The sequence below is a fragment of the Bradyrhizobium sp. S3.7.6 genome, assembly GCF_054061875.1.
The window spans coordinates 5,817,275-5,839,171 of sequence record NZ_JBSSEQ010000001.1 but is presented as its reverse complement, the minus strand read 5'-3'; the positions used below and the strand labels follow the sequence as shown (position 1 = coordinate 5,839,171).

Below are 21,897 nucleotides of genomic sequence, written 5' to 3'. Positions count from 1 at the left end.
AAACGGCCACGAGAAAATTCACGAGGGAAGTAGCATGAAAAAGTCGATTGCGTCGTTTCTGCTCGGCACGGCGTTGGCCGTCACCACGGCTGGCGTAGCCTTTGCGCAGGACAAGACCGTCAAGATCGGCGCGCTGTCCGATCAGTCCGGCCTCTACGCCGACCTCGGCGGTCCCGGCTCGACGCTCGCCGCCCAGATGGCCGTCGAAGATTCCGGCCTTGCGGCGAAGGGCTGGAAGATCGACATCATCTCCGGCGATCACCAGAACAAGCCCGACATCGGCACCGCGATCGCGCGGCAATGGTTCGACGTCGACAAGGTCGACATCATCGTCGACGTGCCGAATTCCGGCGTGGCGCTCGCCGTCAACAACGTCATCAAGGAAAAGAATGGCGTCTACATCAACTCGGGCGCCGCGACCTCGGACCTCACCAACGCGCAGTGCTCGCCCAACACGGTGCACTGGACCTACGACACCTACATGCTGGCCCATACCACGGGGCAGGCGCTGGTGAAGGCCGGTGGCGACAGCTGGTTCTTCCTGACCGCGGACTACGCCTTCGGTGCGGCGCTCGAGCGCGACACCACGGCCGTGGTCACCGCCAACGGCGGCAAGGTGGTCGGCGGCGTCAAGCATCCGCTCAACACGCCGGACTTCTCCTCGTTCCTGCTGCAGGCACAGGCTTCCAAGGCCAAGATCATCGGCCTTGCCAATGCCGGCGGCGACACCACCAACTCGATCAAGCAGGCGGCCGAGTTCGGCATCGTCAAGGGTGGCCAGAAGCTCGCGGCGTTGCTGCTGTTCCTCACCGACGTCAAGGCGATCGGTCTCGAGACCGCGCAGGGCCTCAACTTCACCGAGACCTTCTACTGGGACATGAACGACCAGACCCGGGCGTTCTCCAAGCGCTTCTCCGAGAAGATGAAGAACAACGCGCCGCCCACCATGGTGCAGGCCGGCGTCTATGCGGGCGTGCGTCACTATCTCAAGACGCTGGAAGCGCTCGGCGGCAATCCCCATGACGGCGTCAAGGTCGTCGAGAAGATGAAGTCGTTGCCGACGGAGGACGACCTGTTCGGCAAGGGCGAGATCCAGCCGAACGGCCGCACCATCCACAGCGCCTACCTGTTCGAGGTGAAGAAGCCCTCGGAGTCCAAGGGGCCGTGGGACTTCTACAAGCTGGTCGGCACCGTGCCGGGCGACCAGGCTTTCACGCCGCTGTCCGAGAGCAAGTGCGCGCTCTTGAAGAAGTAAGATAACCGCCCGCAGGCCATCAGGCCTGCGGGCGATTTTCAGGCAACGCCGAAGGGACCGGGTGCGGGATCGATGCAGGCTCTTTACGCTCAGCTACTGGTGGGATTGATCAACGGCTCGTTCTACGCGCTGCTCAGTCTCGGGCTTGCCGTGATCTTCGGCATGCTCAACATCATCAATTTCGCCCACGGCGCGCTCTACATGATGGGCGCGTTCGTTGCCTATTTCCTGCTGAGCCTCGGCGGCATCAACTACTGGTGGGCGCTGCTGATCGCGCCTGTTATCGTCGGCATCTTCGGCATGATCCTGGAACGGACCATGCTGCAATGGCTGACGGGGCTCGACCACCTCTACGGCCTGCTCCTGACCTTCGGGATCGCGCTGATCGTGCAGGGCGTGTTCCAGAACTATTTCGGCTCCTCCGGTCTGCCTTATGCGATTCCGGACCAGCTCAAGGGCGGCATGAATCTCGGCTTCATGTTCCTGCCGATCTATCGCGGCTGGGTCGTCATCTTCTCGCTGGTGGTGTGTATCGCCACCTGGTTCCTGATCGAGAAGACGCGGCTCGGTGCTAACCTGCGCGCTGCCACTGAAAATCCGACGCTGGTGCGCGCTTTCGGCATCAACGTGCCGCGCATGATTACGCTGACCTACGGTCTCGGCGTCGGCCTTGCCGCGCTCGCCGGTGTGCTCTCGGCGCCGATCAACCAGGTGCGGCCGTTGATGGGCGCCGACCTCATCATCGTCGTGTTCGCGGTGGTCGTGATCGGCGGCATGGGATCGATCATGGGCTCCATCATCACCGGCTTTGCGCTCGGTGTGATCGAGGGCCTGACCAAGTATTTCTACCCCGAGGCCTCCAACACCGTCGTGTTCGTGCTGATGGTGCTGGTGCTCTTGGTGAAGCCAACGGGACTGACGGGAAGGGCGGCCTGATATGACAGCCTTGACGGACGACACGCTGCCGGTAACCCCGCGCGCGATGCGTGACGAGATGGTCGTGTTCGTGGTGATGGCGCTGCTGCTGGCGTCGGTGCCCTTCACGGGCGTCTATCCGTTCTTCGTGATGCAGGCGCTGTGCTTTGCGCTGCTTGCCTGCGCCTTCAACCTGCTGATCGGCTATGGCGGCCTGTTGTCGTTCGGCCACGCAATGTTCATGGGCACCGCCGGCTATTGCAGCGCGCACGCGCTGAAAGTGTGGGCGTTGCCGCCGGAGCTCGGCATCCTCGTTGGAATCGCCGCGGCGTTCGGGCTGTCGCTCATCACCGGCTATATCTCGATCCGCCGCCAGGGCATCTATTTCTCGATGATCACGCTGGCGCTGTCGCAGCTCCTGTACTTCATCTACCTCCAGGCGCCGTTCACCCATGGTGAGGACGGCATTCAGGGCATTCCGCAGGGGCGGATGTTCGGCTTGCTCGATCTCTCCAAGCCGACGGTGCTTTATTACGTCGTGTTGGCCGGCTTCCTCGCCGGCTTCCTGCTGATCTACCGCATCATCAACTCGCCGTTCGGTGAAGTGCTGAAGTCGATCCGCGAGAACGAGCCGCGCGCGATCTCGCTCGGCTACCGGACCGACCAATATAAATTCCTGGCTTTCGTCCTGTCCGGCACGCTGGCCGGCTTTGCCGGATCGCTGAAGGTGTTCGTGGCGCAGAATGCCTCGCTCACCGACGTGCACTGGACGATGTCGGGCGAGGTCGTGCTGATGACGCTGGTTGGCGGTCTCGGCACCATCTTCGGCCCCGTGGTTGGTGCCTTCGCGATCATCGCCATGCAGCAATATCTGGCGGGTTTTGGCCAATGGGTGACGGTGATCCAGGGCTCGATCTTCGTGGTCTGCGTGCTCACCTTCCGCCGCGGCGTCATCGGCGAAATCGCTCATTACTTCCGGCGCTCGCTATAAACCTTTGATATCGCACCAATTTCATTGGTGCGCGAATCCGGTGGATGATCCTGCTCCGCGGGCGTGAGATGACACGCGCGCGGAGCGGAAATGGTCTATGACAGTTTTGTGACGGCCTATTCGGGCCGGGCCATTTCCAACCGGTAGCCTATCCCCATGATGCGATGGTTTCGCGCTTTCCTGCCCAAGGAAGAACGGTTCTTCGACCTGTTCGACCGCCATGCACAGACGGTGATCCAGGGCTCGATCGCGCTCCAGGGCATGCTCAACGGGGGAGAGGAGACGCCGGTCTACTGTCAGCGCGTCAACCAGTTCGAGAACGACGCCGACAACATCACCCGTGAGGTGCTGACGGCGGTGCGCCGCACCTTCATCACCCCCTTCGACCGCGGCGACATCAAGAACCTGATCACCTCGATGGACGATGCCATCGACCAGATGCAGCAGACGGCCAAGGCCGTGATGCTGTTCGAGGTGCGCACCTTCGAGCCGCCGATGCGGGAGATTGGCGGACTGCTGATCGAATGCGCCAATCTCGTGGGGCGCGCGTTGCCGCTGATGCAGTCGATCGGCCCGAACGTCGCGATGCTGACCGCGATCACGAAGAGCTAGGCAAGCTCGAGGGTCGGGTCGACGATCTCCACGACATCGGGCTGAAGGAGCTGTTTCTCAAGCACCGTGATGGTAGCGCGATGGATTTCATCGTCGGCGTCGAGATCTACGACCATCTCGAAAAGGTGGCCGACCGTTTCGACGACGTCGCGAACGAGATCAACAGCATCGTCATCGAGCAAGTTTAGGGCAGGGGTCGCGCCGTGGATGCTGCGCTCGGACTTCCTGTCCTCGTCGGCTTGATCGCCGTCGCGCTGCTGTTCGACTTCCTGAACGGCCTGCACGACGCCGCCAATTCGATCGCGACCATCGTTTCGACCCGCGTGCTGCGGCCGCAATTCGCGGTGCTCTGGGCCGCGTTCTTCAATTTCATCGCCTTCATGGTGTTCGGGCTGCATGTTGCCCAGACCATCGGCACCGGCATCATCGATCCCGCGGTCGTCGACGCCCAGGTGATCTTCGCGGCGCTCGTCGGCGCGATCGTCTGGAACCTCGTGACCTGGGGGCTCGGCATCCCATCCTCGTCGTCGCATGCGCTGATCGGCGGTCTCGTCGGCGGCGGCATGGCCAAGGCGGGGATCTCGGCTGCGGTGTGGAGCGGACTGTCCAAGGCGGTGCTGGCGATCGTGCTGTCGCCGCTGGTCGGTTTCCTGCTCGCGATGATGCTGGTCGCGATCGTGTCCTGGCTCTCGGTGCGCTCGACGCCGTTCGCGGTTGATCGCGCCTTCCGCATCCTGCAATTCGCCTCCGCCTCGCTCTATTCGCTCGGCCATGGCGGTAATGACGCCCAAAAGACCATGGGCATCATCGCCGTGCTGCTCTATTCGCAGGGGCATCTCGGCGGTGAATTCTCGGTGCCGTTCTGGGTGGTGCTGTCCTGCCAGGCCGCGATGGCGCTGGGCACGCTGATGGGCGGCTGGCGTATCGTCCGCACCATGGGCCTGCGCATCACCAAGCTGACGCCGATGCAGGGCTTTTGCGCCGAGACCGGCGGCGCCGCGACGCTGTTCATGGCGACCTTCCTCGGCGTTCCCGTCTCGACCACCCACACCATTACCGGCGCGATCGTCGGCGTCGGCGCGGCCCGCCGCGTCTCGGCGGTGCGCTGGAACGTCGCGAGCTCGATCGTCTATGCCTGGGTGATCACGATCCCGGCCTCGGCCATTGTCGCGGCGCTGACCTGGTGGGCGGTCCAGATTCTCGTCAGGTGACGAATTTCAGCCCTGCGATGCCGGCGACGATCAGCCCAATGCTGGCGAGGCGGAACGCCGTGGCCGGCTCGCCGAACAGAATGATGCCAAGCGTGGCGGTACCGACCGCGCCGATGCCGGTCCAGACCGCATAGGCGGTTCCGACGGGCAGCGATTTGAGGGCTAAACCGAGCAGGATGACGCTGCCGGCCATCGCCGCGAGCGTGATGACGGACGGAACAAGCTTGGTAAAACCCTCGGTGTATTTGAGGCCGATCGCCCAGGTAATCTCGAGAAGACCGGCGACGAACAGGATGCTCCAGGCCATGACGACCCTCCATTCAAGGCAGGGTCGTCCCCGCGGCGGATATGCTGATGAGGGGGGAGGCCGTCCTCCCCGGGAGCGGATATGGGGCTGGCCGTAGGGCTCCGCAATCACCACATGAGGCTTGATCAGGCCCATTTTCCCTGCCAAACGCTCCCGCCATGTCCGACATCGCCATATCAGCCGACTCGCCGGCCCGTTCCCCGCTTGCCACCGAGGTGGCGCGGCGGCGCACCTTCGCGATCATCTCCCACCCGGACGCGGGCAAAACCACGCTGACCGAGAAACTGCTGCTGTTCGGCGGCGCCATCAATCTCGCCGGCCAGGTCAAGGCCAAGGGCGAGCGGCGCAACACCCGTTCGGACTGGATGAAGATCGAGCGCGAGCGCGGCATCTCGGTCGTGACCTCGGTCATGACGTTCGAGTTCGAGGGTCTCGTGTTCAATCTGCTGGACACGCCGGGCCACGAGGACTTTTCGGAGGACACCTACCGTACGCTCACGGCCGTCGACTCCGCCGTCATGGTGATCGACGCTGCCAAGGGCATCGAGGCGCGCACCCGAAAGCTGTTCGAAGTCTGCCGCCTGCGCGACATTCCGATCATCACCTTCATCAACAAGATGGACCGCGAGAGCCGCGACGTGTTCGAGCTGCTCGACGAGATCGAGAAGACGCTCGCGCTCGACACCACGCCGATGACCTGGCCGGTCGGCCGCGGCCGCGATTTCCTCGGCACCTATGACGTTGCCAATGGCGGCGTGCGTCTGCTCGAAGGCGGCGGCGCCAAGACCGGCGCTGCACAGCAGATCGAGATCGCCGAGCTCGGCAAGCTCAACGCCAACCTCGATGTCGGCGCGGTCAAGGACGAGCTCGAGCTTGTCACCGAGGCCTCGAAACCGTTCGAACTCGCCGCCTTTCGCGAGGGGCATCTGACGCCGGTCTATTTCGGCAGCGCGCTGCGCAATTTCGGCGTCGGCGACCTCCTGGAAGGCCTCGGCAAGTTCGCGCCGGAGCCGCGCGCGCAGGAGAGCGACCAGCGCAAGGTCGAGGCGACCGACCCGCGCATGAGCGCCTTCGTGTTCAAGATCCAGGCGAACATGGATCCGAACCACCGCGACCGCATTGCTTTTGCGCGCCTGTGCTCCGGCAAGCTCAGCCGCGGCATGAAGGCGAAGCTGGTGCGCACCGGCAAGAGCATGCCGCTGTCGAGCCCGCAATTCTTCTTCGCACAGGACCGGTCGGTCGCGGACGAAGCCTTCGCCGGCGACGTCGTCGGCATTCCCAATCACGGCACGCTGCGCATCGGCGACACCCTGACCGAGGGCGAGGATTTCACCTTCGTCGGCGTGCCGAGCTTCGCGCCGGAAATCGTCCGCCGCGTGCGTCTCACCGACGCGATGAAGGCGAAGAAGCTGAAGGAAGCGCTTCAGCAAATGTCCGAAGAGGGCGTGGTGCAGGTGTTCCGCCCGCGCGACGGCGCACCGGCGCTGGTCGGCGTGGTCGGCGCGCTGCAGCTTGACGTGCTGAAGGCACGGCTCGAGGCGGAATATTCGCTGCCCGTCGAGTTCGAGGTCAGCGAGTTCCAGCTCGCCCGGTGGGTCTCATCCGAAGATCGCAAGAAGCTCGACACTTTCATCGCCGCCAACACCTCGAGCATCGCCGACGATGTCGACGGCGATCCCGTGTATCTGGCGAGAAACGAGTTCTATCTCGGCTACGCCAGGGAGCGCGCCGAGGGCATCGAGTTCACGAACGTCAAGGACGTCAAGAAGAAGGGGTAGGGCGTACTCCGCGCGCTGCTGCGTGGCCACACTCCGCTGTCATTCCCCGCGAAGGCGGGGAATCCAGTACGCCGCAGCCTCTCGATTCCATCACCGCCGTCTCGGAGTACTGGGTCGCCCGGTCGAGCCGGGCGACGACACCGGAGCTAAACGCGAGCATGTGAACAGCCGTAGGCTTGACGCGTTCGTTGGCAATGCCACGTTTGTGCGTGTGACATTGTGAGCTCGCATCATGTGGCGCGGCATCCTCGTTTTCCTCCTATTGGCGATATCGACGGTTGCCGCCGATGCGCAGCGCCGCCAGATCAATCCGATCCCGTTTTCGCATGAGCCGTGCAGCGTGCTCGACGGCCGGCCCTGCACGCCGTACTATTGCAGCCCGCTCGAGCCCGGCCCCTGCATTCCCGAGATCGATTATCCCTACGGTCAGAACCTCCAGCTCACGATCGAAACCGTGCCGACGGAGGCTGATCGCGCCAAATACCGGAAGCCGGATCACGATCTCGATACGATCGGCGATCTCTTCGCCGAGCTGCGCACCTGCTGGTCGCCGCCATCGGACAATGCGCGCGCGGGCATGCAGATGGCGGTGCGCTTCAGCTTCAACAAGGCAGGCGGCATGATCGGTCCGCCGCAGCTGACCTATGCGACCGCGGGCGTCCCGGCCGATACCCGAACGACCTATCTCAACGCGATCAATTCATCGCTGAAAGCCTGCCTGCCGCTCAAATTCACCAGCGGCCTCGGCGGCGCTCTGGCCGGACGCCCGATCGCGATCCGCTATGTCGATAATCGCGAGCTTGGAAAATAGCTCTATCCCCGCATCTTGCGGACTGCGCTTGCGCGGGTCTCGCAGGATGAAGGCCGCGCTGTTGCAGACCCGAGCCTTCACGCCTGACCATGAGGCGTGAGAGTTGCGACCCGCGCCCAATCGATGATACGCCATGGGCGGGGGCGCTGGTTGAGGGGAGGATGTCGTGGGTCTGCTGGTCATGATCCTGGGGCTGATGCTGTTTTTTGCGGCCCATGTTTTCACAACGAAACGAGAGGCGCGCGCGCAAGCGATCGCGAGACTGGGCGAGGGGACCTACAAGATCCTCTATGCGGCCGTCTCGCTTGCGGGATTGGCGCTGATCATCTGGGGCTTTGCCCATTATCGCGCTGCCGGAATGATCCCGGTTTGGGAGCCGCCGGTCGCATTCAAGCACATTACAGTCGCGCTGATGCTGCCCGCGGTCATCCTGGTGGTGGCGTCCTACTTGCGCGGGCGCATCTATGCGACGCTGAAGCATCCGATGCTGGCGGGCATCAAATTGTGGGCGGCCGCGCATCTGCTTGCCAATGGCGATCTCGGCTCCATCATCCTGTTTGGCTCGTTCCTGGGCTGGGCCGTGTACGACCGCATCTCGCTGAAGCATCGCACCGATGGCGGCGGCCCGCCGATTCCAGTGGGTGGGGTGACCAATGATCTGATCGCTGTTGCAGTCGGCGTCGTCGCCTATCTCGCGCTGGCTTTCGCATTCCACCCGGTTGTGATCGGCGTTCCCGTCATGGGGGGCTAACGACAGCCGATCAGCGCAAGACGGTTCCGCGCAGCCGTGCGCGGAACGTGACAAGCAACAGCCGAGGGCATCCCGATGGACTGGTCGCAATCTCAGATCCCGCCGATGCGGTTCGAGGCGCGCTTCGGCGATCGGGTGGTGCCGGCCTTCAGCGACCGGCCGGCGAGCCTGTGGGCGATGATCGCGGACGCTTGCGCCCGCAATCCTGACGGCGAAGCGCTGATCGCAGGCGATGTCCGGTTGAGCTGGCGGCAGGCCGTGGAGCAGGCCGCGCGGATCGCGGCGGGCTTTCGCAAGCTCGGCCTGCAGCGTGGCGATCGCGTCGCGATCCTGCTCGGCAATCGTATCGAATTTCCACTGCTGCTGTTTGCCGCTGCGCATGAGGGGCTGGTGACGGTGCTGCTCGGCACGCGCCAGCAGAAGCCTGAGATCGCCTATGTCCTCGCCGATTGCGGCGCCAGGATCCTGATCCATGAAGCAGGGCTCACCGAGCGGCTGCCCGATGCGCTTGATGTTCCCGACGTCATCCGCCGCATCGCCGTCGACAGCGATCAGGCCCTGTCGCGTTTCGCCGTGCTCGCCGACAACGTCCCGGCACCGGCGCCGGTCGAGATCGGCGAGGAGGACACCGCGATGATCCTGTACACCTCGGGCACGACGGGCAAGCCGAAGGGCGCGATGCTCGCCCATTGCAACATCGTCCATTCCTCGATGGTGTTCGTCTCCTGCCTGCAATTGACGGAAGCGGACCGTTCGATCGCGGCGGTGCCGCTCGGCCACGTCACCGGCGTCGTAGCCAACATCACGACCATGATCCGCTGCGGCGGCGCGCTGATCATCATGCCCGAGTTCAAGGCTGCCGATTATCTCAGGCTCGCCGCGCGCGAGCGCGTCACCTACACCGTGATGGTGCCGGCGATGTACAATCTCTGCCTGCTCCAGCCCGATTTCGACAGCTACGATCTCTCGAGCTGGCGCATCGGCGGCTTTGGCGGCGCGCCGATGCCGGTCGCGACCATCGAGAAGCTCAAGGCGACGATTCCCGGCCTGAAGCTCGCGAACTGCTACGGCTCGACCGAGACGACGTCGCCCTCGACGATCATGCCGGGCGAGCTGACCGCGAGCCACATCGACAGTGTCGGCCTGCCGTGTCCGGGTGCCCGCATCGTCGCGATGGGAGCGGACGGGCGCGAGCTGCCCGCTGGCGAGATCGGCGAGCTCTGGATCCAGAGCGCCTCCGTCATCAAGGGCTACTGGAATAATCCGAAGGCGACGGCCGAAAGCTTCACGGGTGGCTTCTGGCATTCCGGTGATCTCGGCTCGGTCGATGCGGAGGGGTTTGTCCGCGTGTTCGACCGGCAGAAGGACATGATCAATCGCGGCGGCCTGAAGATCTATTCGGCCGAGGTCGAGTCCGTGCTGGCCGGCCACCCCGCCGTGGTCGAGAGCGCGATCATTGCCAAGGCCTGCCCGGTGCTGGGCGAGCGCGTCCACGCCGTGGTGGTGACGCGCGCCCCGGTGACCGGCGAGGCCTTGCGCGCCTGGTGCGCGGAGCGGCTGTCCGACTACAAGGTCCCCGAAACCATGGCGATCACCCCCGAGCCGCTGCCGCGCAATGCCAACGGCAAGGTGCTGAAGCGGCAGCTGCGGGAGCTCCTGGGAACCTGAGCCGGACAGGCCGGTCCGGGCTGTTCCGGGTGGTTAACGCCTTGATTGGGCTCGCTTTGCCTTGCCACCGCCATATCGTTAGGGTACCCCGCCGCCACGTGGGGGACGGGGATTCCTGACGCGAACGCATTGGCGCGCGCACCCGGACGGGCATGGGATTAACATAAGTGTCTGAATTATTTGACGAAGTCGACGAGGAAGTACGTCGCGAACAGCTCAAGAAGCTGTGGGACAAGTATTCGATCGTCTTCATTGCCCTGATGGTGCTGATCGTGGCTGCTGTGGGCGGCTGGCGCGGCTACCAGTACCTGGAGGGCAAGAAGGCCGCCGAGGCCGGCGCCGCCTTCGAGAAGGCCGCTGAGCTGTCCGACCAGGACAAGCACGCGGAGGCCGAGGCCGCCTTCACCGCGCTCGCCGCCAAGGCTCCCTCGGGTTATCGCACCCTGGCGCGGCTACGTGCCGCGGCCGAGGCAGCGCCCCGCGATCCCAAGGCGGCCGCCAAGATGTTTGACGACATCGCCGCCGATCGCAGCATCGGTGGTGAGTGGCAGGACCTGGCGAAGATTCGCGCCGCCGGCTTGCTGGTCGACAGCGCGTCCTATGCCGACATGCAGCAGCGGCTGGAGTCCTCCGCCGCGCCCAAATCCACGTTCCGCCACAGCGCCCGCGAGTTGCTGGCGCTATCGGCCTGGCGCAACAACGACATGACCGCGGCCCGCAAATGGCTCGACGCGATTGCCGAGGACGGCGAAACGCCGCCCGGTTTGCGCTCACGCGCCGAGGCGCTCCAGGCCCTGCTGCCGCCCGTCGCCAAAAGCTGACCAAGAGCTGACCTTCGGGCTCTCTGACGTAGACGAGACACAAGATGCGCCGCACGCCACGCTTGATCGCAGCCGCCGTCCTGATCGCCTTCACGGGCATCCTGGGCGGCTGCTCCAGCTTCGATCCAAGCGACATGCTCGACTTCCTCGACACCAAGAAGAAGCTGCCGGGCGACCGCAAGCCGGTCTTCCCGGAGGGCGTTCCGGGCCTCGAGCAGGGCGTGCCGCGGGAGATGTACAAGGGCGCAGCACAGCAGCAGCCGGATCCGAACGCACCGGCCGTCGCGGCTCTGCCCGCCGAGCCGCCGCCCGAGGCCAAGCCGGCAAAGGGTACCAAGGCGAAGAAGACCAAACAGCCTGCCAGCACCGCGGCCGCGCCCGCTGAGGCGCCGGCGGGCGAGGTCGACGGCGAGGCCCAGCCGGAGGCCGCGCCGCCCACGGCCGCTCCGCCGCCCAAGCAGAAGATCGTGCGCAAGCGCACCACCGCCCCGCCGCCGGATCAACCCGTCCAGCAGGCGCAACCGACCCAGACCACCCAGCAGCAATCGCAGGGAGCTTTCCCGGCACCGATGCCGAGCGGCAGCTTTTCGCGCTGATCCCTTCATTACATTGACAGGCGCGGCCTTCGCAGCGCACGAATGACCGATGTCCTTCACGATTGCTATTATCGGCCGGCCCAATGTCGGCAAATCGACGCTGTTCAACCGCCTGGTTGGGCAGAAGCTCGCGCTCGTCGATGACCTGCCGGGCGTTACCCGCGACCGCCGCGAAGGCGAGGCCAGGCTCGGCGACCTCGAATTCACCATCATCGACACCGCTGGCCTCGACGAGGGCGCCAAGGGCTCGCTGACCGCGCGCATGCAGGAGCAGACCGAGGCCGCGATCGCACAGGCCGACGCGCTGTTCTTCGTCATCGACGCCCGCATCGGCCTGACGCCCACCGACCGCGCCTTCGCCGATTTCGCCCGCAAGGCCGACAAGCCGGTACTGCTGGTCGCCAACAAGAGCGAAGGCAAGCATGGCGATGCCGGCGCGATGGAGGCCTTTGCGCTCGGCCTCGGCGATCCCATCCAGGTCTCGGCCGAGCACGGCGAGGGCATGGGCGAGCTGTATGACGCGCTCCGTGAGTTGATGCCGGAGCCTGTCGACGAAGATGAAGCCGATGACGATGAGCCGCTGACCGAGGAGGAGGCCGCGACGCGTCCGATCCGCGTCGCCATCGTCGGCCGGCCCAATGCCGGCAAGTCGACGCTGATCAACCATCTGCTCGGCGAGGAGCGCCTGCTGACGAGCCCGGAGGCAGGCACCACGCGCGATTCCATCGCGGTCGAGATCAACTGGAGGGGCCGCGAATTTCGCGTGTTCGATACCGCAGGCCTGCGCCGTCGCTCGCGCATCGAGGAAAAGCTCGAGAAGCTCTCGGTCGCCGACGCGTTGCGCGCGGTCCGCTTTGCCGAAGTCGTCGTGATGATGATGGATACGCAGAACCGCTTCGAGGAGCAGGATCTGCGCATCGCCGATCTGATCGAGCGCGAAGGCCGCGCGGTCGTGCTCGCAGTCAACAAATGGGATTTGATGGAGACCAAGGGCGGCGGCGCCATCTCGGGCCTGCGCCGGGATGCCGACCATTGGCTGCCGCAGATCAAGGGCGTGCCGATCGTCGCCGTATCAGGTCTGATGGGCGAGGGCATCGATCGGCTGATGCAGGCGATCCAGGACGCCTACGCGGTCTGGAACAGGCGCGTGCCGACTTCCGCGCTCAATCGCTGGTTCGAGCAGGCCGTGCAGGCCAATCCGCCGCCGGCGGTGTCCGGCAGACGGCTCAAGCTGAATTATATCACGCAGAACAAGGCGCGTCCGCCGAGCTTCGTGCTGTTCTGCTCGCGCGCGGACGCGGTGCCGCAGTCCTATTTGCGCTACCTGACCAATTCCATGCGCGAGGCCTTTGAGCTGCCGGGTACGCCGGTGCGCATCACCTTGCGCGAAAAGGCCAACCCCTTCGCCCACAAGCGCAAGCGGCCGTCGTGAGCAACGATGCCGGCGAGGCGACGGCGCGAAGCGCTGCGCCGGTCCGGCGTGGTGCCGTCGCCTTCATCTTCGTCACCATCCTGCTCGACATGCTCGCGCTCGGCGTGATCATGCCGATCCTGCCGAAGCTGATCGAGAGCTTCGTCGACAACGACACCGCGCATGCGGCCCGCATCTTCGGCCTGTTCGGCACCGCCTGGGCGCTGATGCAGTTCGTGTTCTCGCCGGTGCTCGGCGCGCTGTCGGATCGCTTCGGACGGCGGCCGGTGGTGCTGCTGTCGAATTTCGGGCTCGCCGCCGACTATGTGCTGATGGCGCTCGCGCCGTCGCTGCTCTGGTTGTTCATCGGCCGCGTGATCTCGGGCATCACCTCGGCGAGCATTTCGACCGCCTTTGCCTATATCGCCGACATCACGCCGCCGGAGCGGCGCGCGGCCGTCTTCGGCAGGATTGGAGCTGCCTTCGGCGCCGGCTTCATCCTGGGCCCGGCGCTCGGCGGCCTGCTCGGCGATATCGATCCGCGGCTGCCGTTCTGGGCGTCGGCGGCTTTGAGCTTTGCCAATGCGCTCTATGGGCTCTTCGTCCTGCCGGAATCGCTGGCGCCGGAGCGGCGCGCGCCGTTCCGCTGGACCAGCGCCAATCCGGTCGGAGCGCTGCACTTGCTGCGTTCCAACGCGGCGTTGGCCGCGTTATCCATCGTCAACTTCATCGCACAAGTCGCGCATGTCGTGCTGCCCTCGACTTTCGTGCTCTATGCGACCTATCGCTACGGCTGGGATTCCAAGACCGTGGGTCTGACGCTCGCGATGGTCGGCATCTGCGCCATGGTGGTGCAGGGGCTCGCCATCGGCCCGATCGTGCGCGTGCTCGGCGAGCGGAATGCGCTGGTGCTCGGTCTGTGCTGTGGCGCGATTGGCTTCGTGATCTTCGGCGCGGCGCCGACCGGCCCGCTGTTCTGGATCGGCATTCCCGTGATGTCGCTGTGGGGAATCTCGGGCGCCGCCATGCAATCCTTGATGACGCGGCTGGTTGCGCCCGATCAGCAGGGCCAGTTGCAGGGCGCAACCGCGAGCGTGCAGAGCGTCTCGCAGCTCGTCGGGCCGTTCCTGTTCACGCTGACGTTTTCCTATTTCATCGGCGCCAGCGCGCCGTGGCATCTGCCCGGCGCGCCATTCCTGCTTGCGGCGGTATTGATGGTGGTATGTGTCGCCATCGCGATGCGGTCGCTATCTGCCACGAAGACGGTTTCGTAGGGTGGGTAAAGCGAAGCGTGCCCACCGCTACTTCGTCAACTCGCGGAGAGAAGGTGGGCACGGCGCTTACGCGCCTTTGCCCACCCTACGGCAGCGTCGACTCTCTTACTTCTTCACCAGCGGACACTCGCTGTCCTTGAGCGGCTTGGCCGCGTCTTCCGCCGCGATCGTGGCGATCTGCTTGTAGTAGTCCCACGGACCCTTCGACTCCTCGGGCTTCTTCACCTCGAACAGATAGGCCGGGATGAGACGGCGTCCGTCCTGGCGCAGCGGGCCATTGCCGAACAGCGGATCGTCGGTCGGCAGCTCCTTCATCTTGGCGACGACCTTGGCGCCGTCATGCGGGTTGCCGCCGAGCGCTTCCATCGCCTTGAGATAGTGCAGCACCATCGCGTAGTTGCCGGCCTGGGTCATCGACGGCATCGCGTTCTTGCTGGCCAGGGCAGCGAAGCGCTTCGACCAGGCGCGGGTCTGCTCGTTCATGTCCCAGTAGAAGGACTCGGTGAAGGTCAGGCCGTGCGCGGTCTTTAACCCCAGCGAATGCACGTCGTTGATGAACAGCAGCAGCGCCGCGAGCTTCTGGCCGCCCGATACGATGCCGAATTCGGCCGCCTGCTTGATCGAGTTCGTGGTGTCGCCGCCGGCATTGGCGAGGCCGACCACCTTGGCCTTGGACGATTGGGCCTGCAGCAGGAAGGACGAGAAGTCCGAGCTGTTGATCGGGTGCTTGACGCTGCCCAGCACCTTGCCGCCGTTTGCCGTCACGACGGCCGTGGTGTCGCGTTCCAGCGCGTGGCCGAAGGCATAATCCGCGGTAAGAAAGAACCAGGTGTCGCCGCCGGCCTTGGTCAGCGCCTTGCCGGTGCCGTTGGCGAGCATGTAGGTGTCGTAAGTGTAGGAGATCGTGTTCGGCGTGCAGGCCTTGCCGGTCAAGTCGGCAGAGGCGGCGCCGGAATTCAGCAGCACCGAATTCTTTTCCTTGACGAGGTTGCTGACCGCAAGCGCGACGCCGGAGTTCGGCGTATCAGCGATCGCATCGACCTTCTCGTTGTCGATCCACTGCCGAGCGATATTGACGCCGACGTCCGGCTTGTTCTGGTGATCGCCGCTCAGAACGTCGATCTTCCAGCCCTTCTTGAGCAGGCCGGAATCCTCGACGGCCATCTTGATCGCGACCACGGAGTTCGGGCCGCCGATATCGGCATAAAGGCTCGACATGTCATTCAAGACGCCGATCTTGACGGTCTTGTCCTGCGCGTAAGCGGATGTTGCAAAACCGAAGGCGGCACAGGCCAGAAGGGCCGCATAGCGGCGCGCGAGCGTCGTCGTCATAAAAGGTCTCCTCCATTTTCAATATGCGGACGGCTCTCTTGCGGAGCCTTGTTCCGGCTGATCGCTCTACCGTGTCCCACGGCTGGCGGCAATGCGCCTAAAGCCGGATGACGCTGCGGCGTAGCGTCATCCGTCGGTTAACCTTTGGGCAAAGTGTGTTGAGACGCTATTTGAGCGCGTCCGAGGTCAGCTTGAATTTCTGGATGCGCTTACCGGTGTCGACCTCGGCGGTATAGACGTTACCCTTGGCGTCTATCGCCATGGCATGCACCCAGTGGAACTGCCCGGCATTGCGGCCGTTGTGGCCGAAGCTGCCGGCCACGCTGCCGTCCTCGCGCTTGATCACCCGGATCTCGTTGTTCTCGCCGTCGGCGCTGAGCAAATAGGTCTGCTTCGGATCGGGCCAGATCGCGATGTCCCACACCGCGCCGTTGCCGAGGGTGTTCTTCTCGAAGAAGAACTCCTTCACGAAGGTGCCATCCTTTTTGAACACCTGGATGCGATTGTTGATGCGGTCGCAGACGTAGACGAGACCGTCATTGGCGAGCTTCACGCAATGGACGGGATTTCCGAATTGTTGGGAGACGGGCGCCTTGGGATCATACGCCGCCTGCTTATTGTCATCGGGCTTGTTGCCATAGGCGCCCCAGTGCCGCTTGTAAGCGAGCGTCGTCGCATCGAACACGATGACGCGGCGGTTGCCATAACCGTCGGCGACGTAGATTTCGTTCGCCGCCTTGTCGATCGCGGTTTCGGCGGGCTTGCCGAGCTGCGTGGTGTCGTTGCTGCCGAGGCTCGGCGCGATCTTTCCGATCTGGGCGACGAACTTGCCGTCGAGCGTGAATTTCAAAATGGCATTGTCGTTGTCGGCGTTGCCGCCGACCCAGACGAAGCCGCGCTCGTCGACCTCGATGCCGTGCTCGCGGCCGACCCATTCATAGCCTTCGCCCGGACCGCCCCACGACCGCAGCAGATTGCCGTCGGTGTCGAATTCGAGCACGGGCGGCGCCGAGACGCAGCACTTCGAGCGCGGCGGGTTGAGGCTCGCGCCTTTCTCGTCATCGGTGAGCGAACGCGGGCGATGGATCACCCAGATATGGCCCTGCCAGTCGACGGTGATGCCGCCGACCTGGCCGAGGATCCAGTTGTTCGGCAGCTGTTTTGGCCAGGAGGCATCGACCGCGAAGGTCGGGACGTCACCCGCAGTCGCCGTGCCTGGAAGCACGAACGCGATGGCTGCAATAAGGATGGAGAAGGCGTGAGAGACTCGTACGAGCGCACGGCCGAGCCTTGTACAGACAAGCCCTGCGCGATCATGCCACGGCGCCATGGCAACCTCCCTTTTTTGGCTTGCGGCTTGCTGCCGCTTGAGCGCGGGCAGTCAATCGCGGGGAGGCACGCGAGTCAATCAGGCCGGCGAGCGGAAGCTCATCAGTGTGCGGGTCTTGTAGTCGTAGAACTTGCCGGTTTCGGTCCAGTCAGGCGCGCACATCGGGACGATGAATTCGGCGACCTGCTCGGGTGTCTCCAGCGTCGCCGGATCTTCGCCCGGCATCAACGTGGCCCGCATGCGGGTGCGGATCGGGCCCGGGTTGAACAGGTTGACACGGAGCGGCGTGTTCGCGGTTTCCTGCGCCCAGGCGCGGGCCAGCGTTTCCAGCGCGGCCTTGGAGGCGGCGTAGGGGCTGACATAGGCGGTGGCCTTGTTGGCGGCGCCCGAGGTGATGAACACGGCCCGGCCGGCATCGGACTGCCTCAGCAGCGGCTCCATGCAGCGGATCAGCTGGAAGTTCGCCGAGACGTTGACGGCCATCACGTCGGTGAAGGCTTTCAGTTCGATGTGGCCGACCGGCGAGGAGGGGCCGAGCACGCCGGCATTGCCGACGAGGATGTCGAGCTTGCCGTAGCGCTCGTGCAGGCCGGCGCCGAGCCGCGCGATGCCGTCGGAATCGGTGAGATTGAGCGGCACCAGCGTGGCGCTGCCGCCGTCTTTCCGGATCTCGTCATCGAGCTCTTCGAGCCCGCCCTGCGTGCGCGCCGTCGCAACGATATGCGCGCCGGCTTTGGCCAGCGCCTTGGCCGTGGCAAAGCCGATGCCGCGCGAGGCGCCGGTGACGAGAGCGATGCGGTTGGCGAGGGGATTTGTCATGGCGGGGTTTTACAGGCGTGGATGGCCGGGACAAGCCCGGAATTTCTGCCCTCGAGCTCCCGCCGCAGCCCTACTGGATATTGGTACTATTGTTCGGGCCGTTCCCCGAGCTGTCAGGCGGCACCTTCATGCCCTGCCTGAAGGCAAGACGATGAAGCCGACCAAAAGCCCTCCGCAGAGAATGGCGATGGCCAGCTGCATCGTCGCGGTCTTTCGTCAGCTCGCTTCCGCCAGCAGCGACAATTGCCGCGGCTGCTGCTCGGTCTGGGTCTGGTCGGTGAGGTGGGTCGGATACGCCCCGGTGAAGCAATGATCCGAGAATTTCGGATTGGCGGGGTCGCGGCCGGGCTCGCCCATGGCGCGATACATGCCGTCGATCGACAGGAAGGCGAGCGAGTCGGCGCCGATGATCTCGCGCATCTCCTCCAGCGAATGCGTCGCGGCCAGGAGGCCGCCGCGATCCGGCAGGTCGATGCCGTAATAATCGGGATAGAGGATCGGCGGCGAGGCGAGGCGGAAATGGACTTCCTTGGCGCCGGCATCGCGCATCATGCGCACGATCTTCTTCGAGGTGGTGCCGCGCACCAGCGAGTCGTCGATCAGGATGATGCGCTTGCCTTCGATCGCGGCGCGGTTGGCCGAATGCTTCATGCGCACGCCGGACTCGCGGATCGCCTGGGTCGGCTGGATGAAGGTGCGGCCGACATAGTGGTTGCGGATGATGCCGAGCTCGAACGGCACGCCGGAATGCTGGCTGTAGCCGACCGCGGCGGGTACGCCGGAATCCGGCACCGGGACGACGACGTCGATCGGCACATGGCTCTCGCGCGCGAGCTGCGCACCAAAGGCCTTGCGCACTTCGTAGACCGAGCGGCCGTGAACGATGGAGTCCGGACGGGAGAAATAGATGTATTCGAAGATGCAGGGGCGTGGCGCCATCGGCGGGAACGGCTTGTGGATGTCCTGGCCGTTCTCGTCGAACACGATGACTTCGCCGGGCTCGATGTCGCGAATGAAGCGCGCGCCGATGATGTCGAGCGCGCAGGTCTCCGAGGTCAGGATCGGGCAACCGTCGAGCTCGCCGAGCACCAGCGGGCGGATGCCGCGTGGATCGCGCGCGCCGACCAGCTTCTTGTTGGTCAGCGAAACCAGCGCATAGGCGCCCTCGATCTCGCGCAGGGCGTCGATGTAGCGCTCGATGAAGCGGCTGCGCCTGGAGCGCGCGACGAGATGCAGGATCACCTCGGTGTCGGTGGTCGACTGCATCATCGCGCCGTTCTTCACGAGCTCGCGGCGCAGCGTCAGGCCGTTGGTGAGGTTGCCGTTGTGGGCGACCGCAAGGCCGCCGGCATTGAGCTCGGCGAACAGCGGCTGCACGTTGCGCAGGATGGTGGCGCCGGTGGTGGAGTAGCGGACATGACCGACGGCCATATTGCCGGGCAGGCGGTCGATCACCTCGCGGCGGGAGAAGGTGTCGCCGACGAGGCCGAGGCGGCGTTCCGAGTGAAAGCGGCTGCCGTCGTAGGAGACGATGCCGGCGGCCTCCTGGCCGCGATGCTGGAGGGCGTGGAGGCCGAGCGCCGTGATGGCCGCGGCGTCAGGGTGGCCGTAGATGCCGAAGACGCCGCATTCCTCGCGGAGCGTATCGCCCTCCAGGTCGTCCTGAAGCTCTAGCGCGGCTGGGCCGAGATCAAGTTGGGCGTCCTGGTCAGGGTGTCGCATCTCGTCCGCGCCTCTCTTTTAGGGCCTAATCAACGCGCCGCAGGTTTCTCGATCAGCTTCTTGAGGCTGTCACGAGCAGGTTTACTGTATCCGTCGCCAGTGCCCGAAGGCTGCGGTTCGGAATCAGCTTGATCATCATCTGGTTTGTTTTTCTTGAATCTCTTCAAGATGGTGTTCTCGGGGTCGTCAGGCAAGAGGGCCATCAGCCAATCCCCGGTTCCCTGGAGCACCACGCGAGATTTGGCCCCCGTGACCCAGTCCGGGCGCTGCTTGTCCGGCACCAGCCAGGTGAAGAACAGGAACGCGACCACGACGATCAAAAGCCCGCGAGCGAGGCCAAACAGGAAGCCCAGGGTGCGGTCTAGCGCGCCGATGCGCGAATCCAGGATCATGTCGGAGATCCGGACCGTGATCACGGAGACCACGACCAGGGTGCCCACGAACACGCCGGCGACCACGACGACGCTCGCCACCGTGTCGTTGTTGAAATAGGTCTTTGCGGTCGGCAGCAGCTTCGAGAACGAGTACAGCGTCACGATCGCCGCTGCGCCCCAGGCCGCGATCGACAGGATTTCGCGCATGAAGCCGCGGACCATGGCGAGCAGGCCCGAGATCAGCATCACACCGAGCAGGATCAGGTCGAGGAGTGTTACTGGCATCGGCTGGTCGGGTCCGCTCGTACTTCAAAGGTGCTCAGCGAATCGGTGCTTGGCCGTGGCCCTAAGTGAGGGCCAGACGGCGTTCCCGGCAAGGCCGCAACCACGCAATCCCATGCTGCTTTTGTGACGGCTGTATAGCGGTGGGGGCGGAGGACGTCACCTCCACCTAACCCTCTCCACGGCGGAATCTTGCCGGTGTGGCATTTTTCTCCGCCGGCGGGCTCGAGTCGCCGCGGCGGGAGCAGCGGGCCGCGATCTCGGCCACCAGTGTCGTCAGGCTGTTGATCGCGTTCAGGGACAGTCCGGCGTCGCCGCCAGCATCGCCGCCACGGGCCGATTCGGGCAGCACGGCGCGCTTGAAGCCGAGCTTGACCGCTTCCTTGAGCCGGGCCGGGGTCTGCGCCACCGGGCGGATGACGCCGGAGAGCGAAATCTCGCCGAAATAGACAGCATCGGTGGGTAACTGCGCATTAACCAGGGATGAAACCAGTGCGGCCGCGGCGGCCATATCGGCCGCCGGCTCGTGGATGCGCAGGCCGCCCGCGACGTTCAGATAGACGTCGTGGCCGGACAGCTTGACCCCGCAATGGGCCTCCAGCACCGCCAGCACCATGGAGAGCCTGCTCTGATCCCAGCCGACCACGGCCCTACGCGGGGTGCCGAGCGAGGTGGGGGCCACCAAGGCCTGCAATTCGACCAGAACGGGCCTCGTACCCTCGATGCCCGCGAAGACTGCGGTGCCCGGCGTGCCCAGATCGCGCTCGGACAGGAACAGCTCGGAGGGATTGGTGACCTCGCGCAGGCCAAGGCCGGTCATCTCGAACACGCCGATCTCGTCGGTCGGGCCGAAGCGGTTCTTCACTGCGCGCAGGATGCGGAATTGCTGTGAGCCTTCGCCCTCGAAGGACAGCACCGCATCGACCATGTGCTCGACCACGCGGGGGCCTGCGATCTGGCCGTCCTTGGTGACATGGCCGACCAGGATGATGGCAGCACCGGTCTTCTTGGCGAAGCGGATCAGCGCCTGCGCCGAGGCGCGCACCTGGGTGACCGTGCCGGGCGCGGATTCCACCGTGTCGGTCCACATGGTCTGGATCGAGTCGATCACGATCAGCCGCGGCACCGCGCCTTCCGACAGCGTCGAGACGATATCCTCGACAGAGGTCTCGGCCGCCAGCTGCACCGGCGCGTCCGACAAGCCGAGCCGCTCGGCGCGCAGGCGCACCTGGGCGACCGCCTCTTCGCCGGAGATGTAGACGATGCGGTGGCCGGCGCGCGCCATCATGCTGGTGGCCTGCGTCAGCAGCGTCGACTTGCCGATGCCGGGATCGCCGCCGACCAGCAGCACCGAGCCGCGGACGAAGCCGCCACCGGTGACGCGGTCGAGCTCGGTCATGCCTGAGGACAGGCGAGGAGCGTCCTGGGTCTTCCCCGACAGGCTCTCCAGCGCAAACGTCCGGCCCTTGCGCTTGGAGCGGATCGAGACCGGCACGCTGCCGGTCGTGTCCTCCTCGGCAAGCGTGTTCCACTCGCCGCAGGATTCGCACTTGCCCTGCCAGCGGTTATAGGCCGCGCCGCAGTTCTGGCAGACGAAGGAAAGCGTGTTCTTGGCCATGGGGACAGCGAGTCGGGGT

At 64.9% G+C, this 21,897-nt stretch carries 19 protein-coding genes and 1 pseudogene; 13 read left to right on the top strand and 7 right to left on the bottom strand.

Annotated elements, in window-relative coordinates:
• The first annotated feature begins 34 nt into the window (after nucleotides 1-34).
• The 5 genes and pseudogenes from ACVJ5M_RS28870 (at nucleotide 35) to ACVJ5M_RS28850 (ending at nucleotide 4,984) form a co-directional block, all read left to right on the top strand.
• Nucleotides 35-1,255: an ABC transporter substrate-binding protein gene (locus ACVJ5M_RS28870; protein ID WP_063983733.1), complete on the top strand. Its 1,221-nt coding sequence runs from the start codon at nucleotides 35-37 to the stop codon at nucleotides 1,253-1,255.
• A gap of 72 nt (nucleotides 1,256-1,327) precedes the next feature.
• A complete protein-coding gene (locus ACVJ5M_RS28865; RefSeq protein ID WP_063983732.1) occupies nucleotides 1,328-2,191 on the top strand; it encodes a branched-chain amino acid ABC transporter permease in 864 nt (287 codons plus the stop codon).
• Nucleotide 2,192: 1 nt separating this feature from the next.
• Entirely contained in the window at nucleotides 2,193-3,161 is a 969-nt protein-coding gene (locus ACVJ5M_RS28860) for a branched-chain amino acid ABC transporter permease (protein WP_135215252.1), read from the top strand.
• Between the two features lie 156 nt (nucleotides 3,162-3,317).
• Nucleotides 3,318-3,961: pseudogene (locus ACVJ5M_RS28855) on the top strand (DUF47 domain-containing protein).
• Nucleotides 3,962-3,976: 15 nt separating this feature from the next.
• On the top strand, nucleotides 3,977-4,984 hold the full coding sequence (locus tag ACVJ5M_RS28850) for an inorganic phosphate transporter (protein ID WP_063983731.1): 1,008 nt from the start codon (nucleotides 3,977-3,979) through the stop codon (nucleotides 4,982-4,984).
• Here ACVJ5M_RS28850 and sugE read toward each other — a convergent pair.
• A complete protein-coding gene (sugE, locus tag ACVJ5M_RS28845; RefSeq protein ID WP_231144876.1) occupies nucleotides 4,977-5,291 on the bottom strand; it encodes a quaternary ammonium compound efflux SMR transporter SugE in 315 nt (104 codons plus the stop codon). The genes ACVJ5M_RS28850 and sugE overlap by 8 nt on opposite strands.
• A gap of 158 nt (nucleotides 5,292-5,449) precedes the next feature.
• Between sugE and ACVJ5M_RS28840 the strand changes: the two genes are divergently transcribed.
• The 8 genes from ACVJ5M_RS28840 to ACVJ5M_RS28805 all read left to right on the top strand — a co-directional run bounded on the left by ACVJ5M_RS28840 (nucleotide 5,450) and on the right by ACVJ5M_RS28805 (nucleotide 14,401).
• A complete protein-coding gene (locus tag ACVJ5M_RS28840) occupies nucleotides 5,450-7,069 on the top strand; it encodes a peptide chain release factor 3 (protein ID WP_063983730.1) in 1,620 nt (539 codons plus the stop codon).
• Nucleotides 7,070-7,301: 232 nt separating this feature from the next.
• The gene (locus ACVJ5M_RS28835; RefSeq protein ID WP_063983729.1) at nucleotides 7,302-7,880 is read left to right on the top strand and encodes a hypothetical protein; all 579 of its coding nucleotides are present in this window, start codon (nucleotides 7,302-7,304) and stop codon (nucleotides 7,878-7,880) included.
• Nucleotides 7,881-8,046: 166 nt separating this feature from the next.
• Entirely contained in the window at nucleotides 8,047-8,631 is a 585-nt protein-coding gene (locus ACVJ5M_RS28830; RefSeq protein WP_063983728.1) for an NnrU family protein, read from the top strand.
• Between the two features lie 75 nt (nucleotides 8,632-8,706).
• Entirely contained in the window at nucleotides 8,707-10,299 is a 1,593-nt protein-coding gene (locus ACVJ5M_RS28825; protein ID WP_063983727.1) for a class I adenylate-forming enzyme family protein, read from the top strand.
• A gap of 167 nt (nucleotides 10,300-10,466) precedes the next feature.
• A complete protein-coding gene (locus tag ACVJ5M_RS28820; RefSeq protein WP_063983726.1) occupies nucleotides 10,467-11,120 on the top strand; it encodes a tetratricopeptide repeat protein in 654 nt (217 codons plus the stop codon).
• 44 nt (nucleotides 11,121-11,164) lie between these two features.
• The gene (locus ACVJ5M_RS28815) at nucleotides 11,165-11,716 is read left to right on the top strand and encodes a hypothetical protein (protein ID WP_166352690.1); all 552 of its coding nucleotides are present in this window, start codon (nucleotides 11,165-11,167) and stop codon (nucleotides 11,714-11,716) included.
• A 49-nt stretch (nucleotides 11,717-11,765) separates the two neighbouring features.
• Nucleotides 11,766-13,148, top strand: coding sequence for a ribosome biogenesis GTPase Der (gene der, locus ACVJ5M_RS28810; RefSeq protein ID WP_063983725.1), 1,383 nt, complete (start codon nucleotides 11,766-11,768; stop codon nucleotides 13,146-13,148).
• Complete coding sequence (locus tag ACVJ5M_RS28805; RefSeq protein ID WP_166352692.1) at nucleotides 13,145-14,401, top strand: TCR/Tet family MFS transporter; 1,257 nt, start codon at nucleotides 13,145-13,147, stop codon at nucleotides 14,399-14,401. The genes der and ACVJ5M_RS28805 overlap by 4 nt, the downstream gene beginning before the upstream one ends.
• 105 nt (nucleotides 14,402-14,506) lie before the next feature.
• Here the strand turns inward: ACVJ5M_RS28805 and ACVJ5M_RS28800 are convergent, their stop codons facing one another.
• The 6 genes from ACVJ5M_RS28800 to radA all read right to left on the bottom strand — a co-directional run bounded on the left by ACVJ5M_RS28800 (nucleotide 14,507) and on the right by radA (nucleotide 21,878).
• Complete coding sequence (locus ACVJ5M_RS28800) at nucleotides 14,507-15,733, bottom strand: ABC transporter substrate-binding protein (RefSeq protein ID WP_063983724.1); 1,227 nt, start codon at nucleotides 15,731-15,733, stop codon at nucleotides 14,507-14,509.
• 166 nt (nucleotides 15,734-15,899) lie between these two features.
• Nucleotides 15,900-17,063, bottom strand: coding sequence for an NHL repeat-containing protein (locus ACVJ5M_RS28795; RefSeq protein WP_231144878.1), 1,164 nt, complete (start codon nucleotides 17,061-17,063; stop codon nucleotides 15,900-15,902).
• Nucleotides 17,064-17,141: 78 nt separating this feature from the next.
• Nucleotides 17,142-17,882 (bottom strand): SDR family NAD(P)-dependent oxidoreductase, encoded by a 741-nt coding sequence (locus ACVJ5M_RS28790; RefSeq protein ID WP_063983722.1) that lies wholly within the window; start codon nucleotides 17,880-17,882, stop codon nucleotides 17,142-17,144.
• Between the two features lie 216 nt (nucleotides 17,883-18,098).
• Entirely contained in the window at nucleotides 18,099-19,604 is a 1,506-nt protein-coding gene (gene purF / locus ACVJ5M_RS28785; RefSeq protein ID WP_063983721.1) for an amidophosphoribosyltransferase, read from the bottom strand.
• 29 nt (nucleotides 19,605-19,633) lie between these two features.
• Nucleotides 19,634-20,263: a CvpA family protein gene (locus tag ACVJ5M_RS28780; RefSeq protein ID WP_063983720.1), complete on the bottom strand. Its 630-nt coding sequence runs from the start codon at nucleotides 20,261-20,263 to the stop codon at nucleotides 19,634-19,636.
• A 166-nt stretch (nucleotides 20,264-20,429) separates the two neighbouring features.
• Nucleotides 20,430-21,878: a DNA repair protein RadA gene (gene radA, locus ACVJ5M_RS28775; protein WP_354099492.1), complete on the bottom strand. Its 1,449-nt coding sequence runs from the start codon at nucleotides 21,876-21,878 to the stop codon at nucleotides 20,430-20,432.
• Nucleotides 21,879-21,897: the final 19 nt, after the last annotated feature.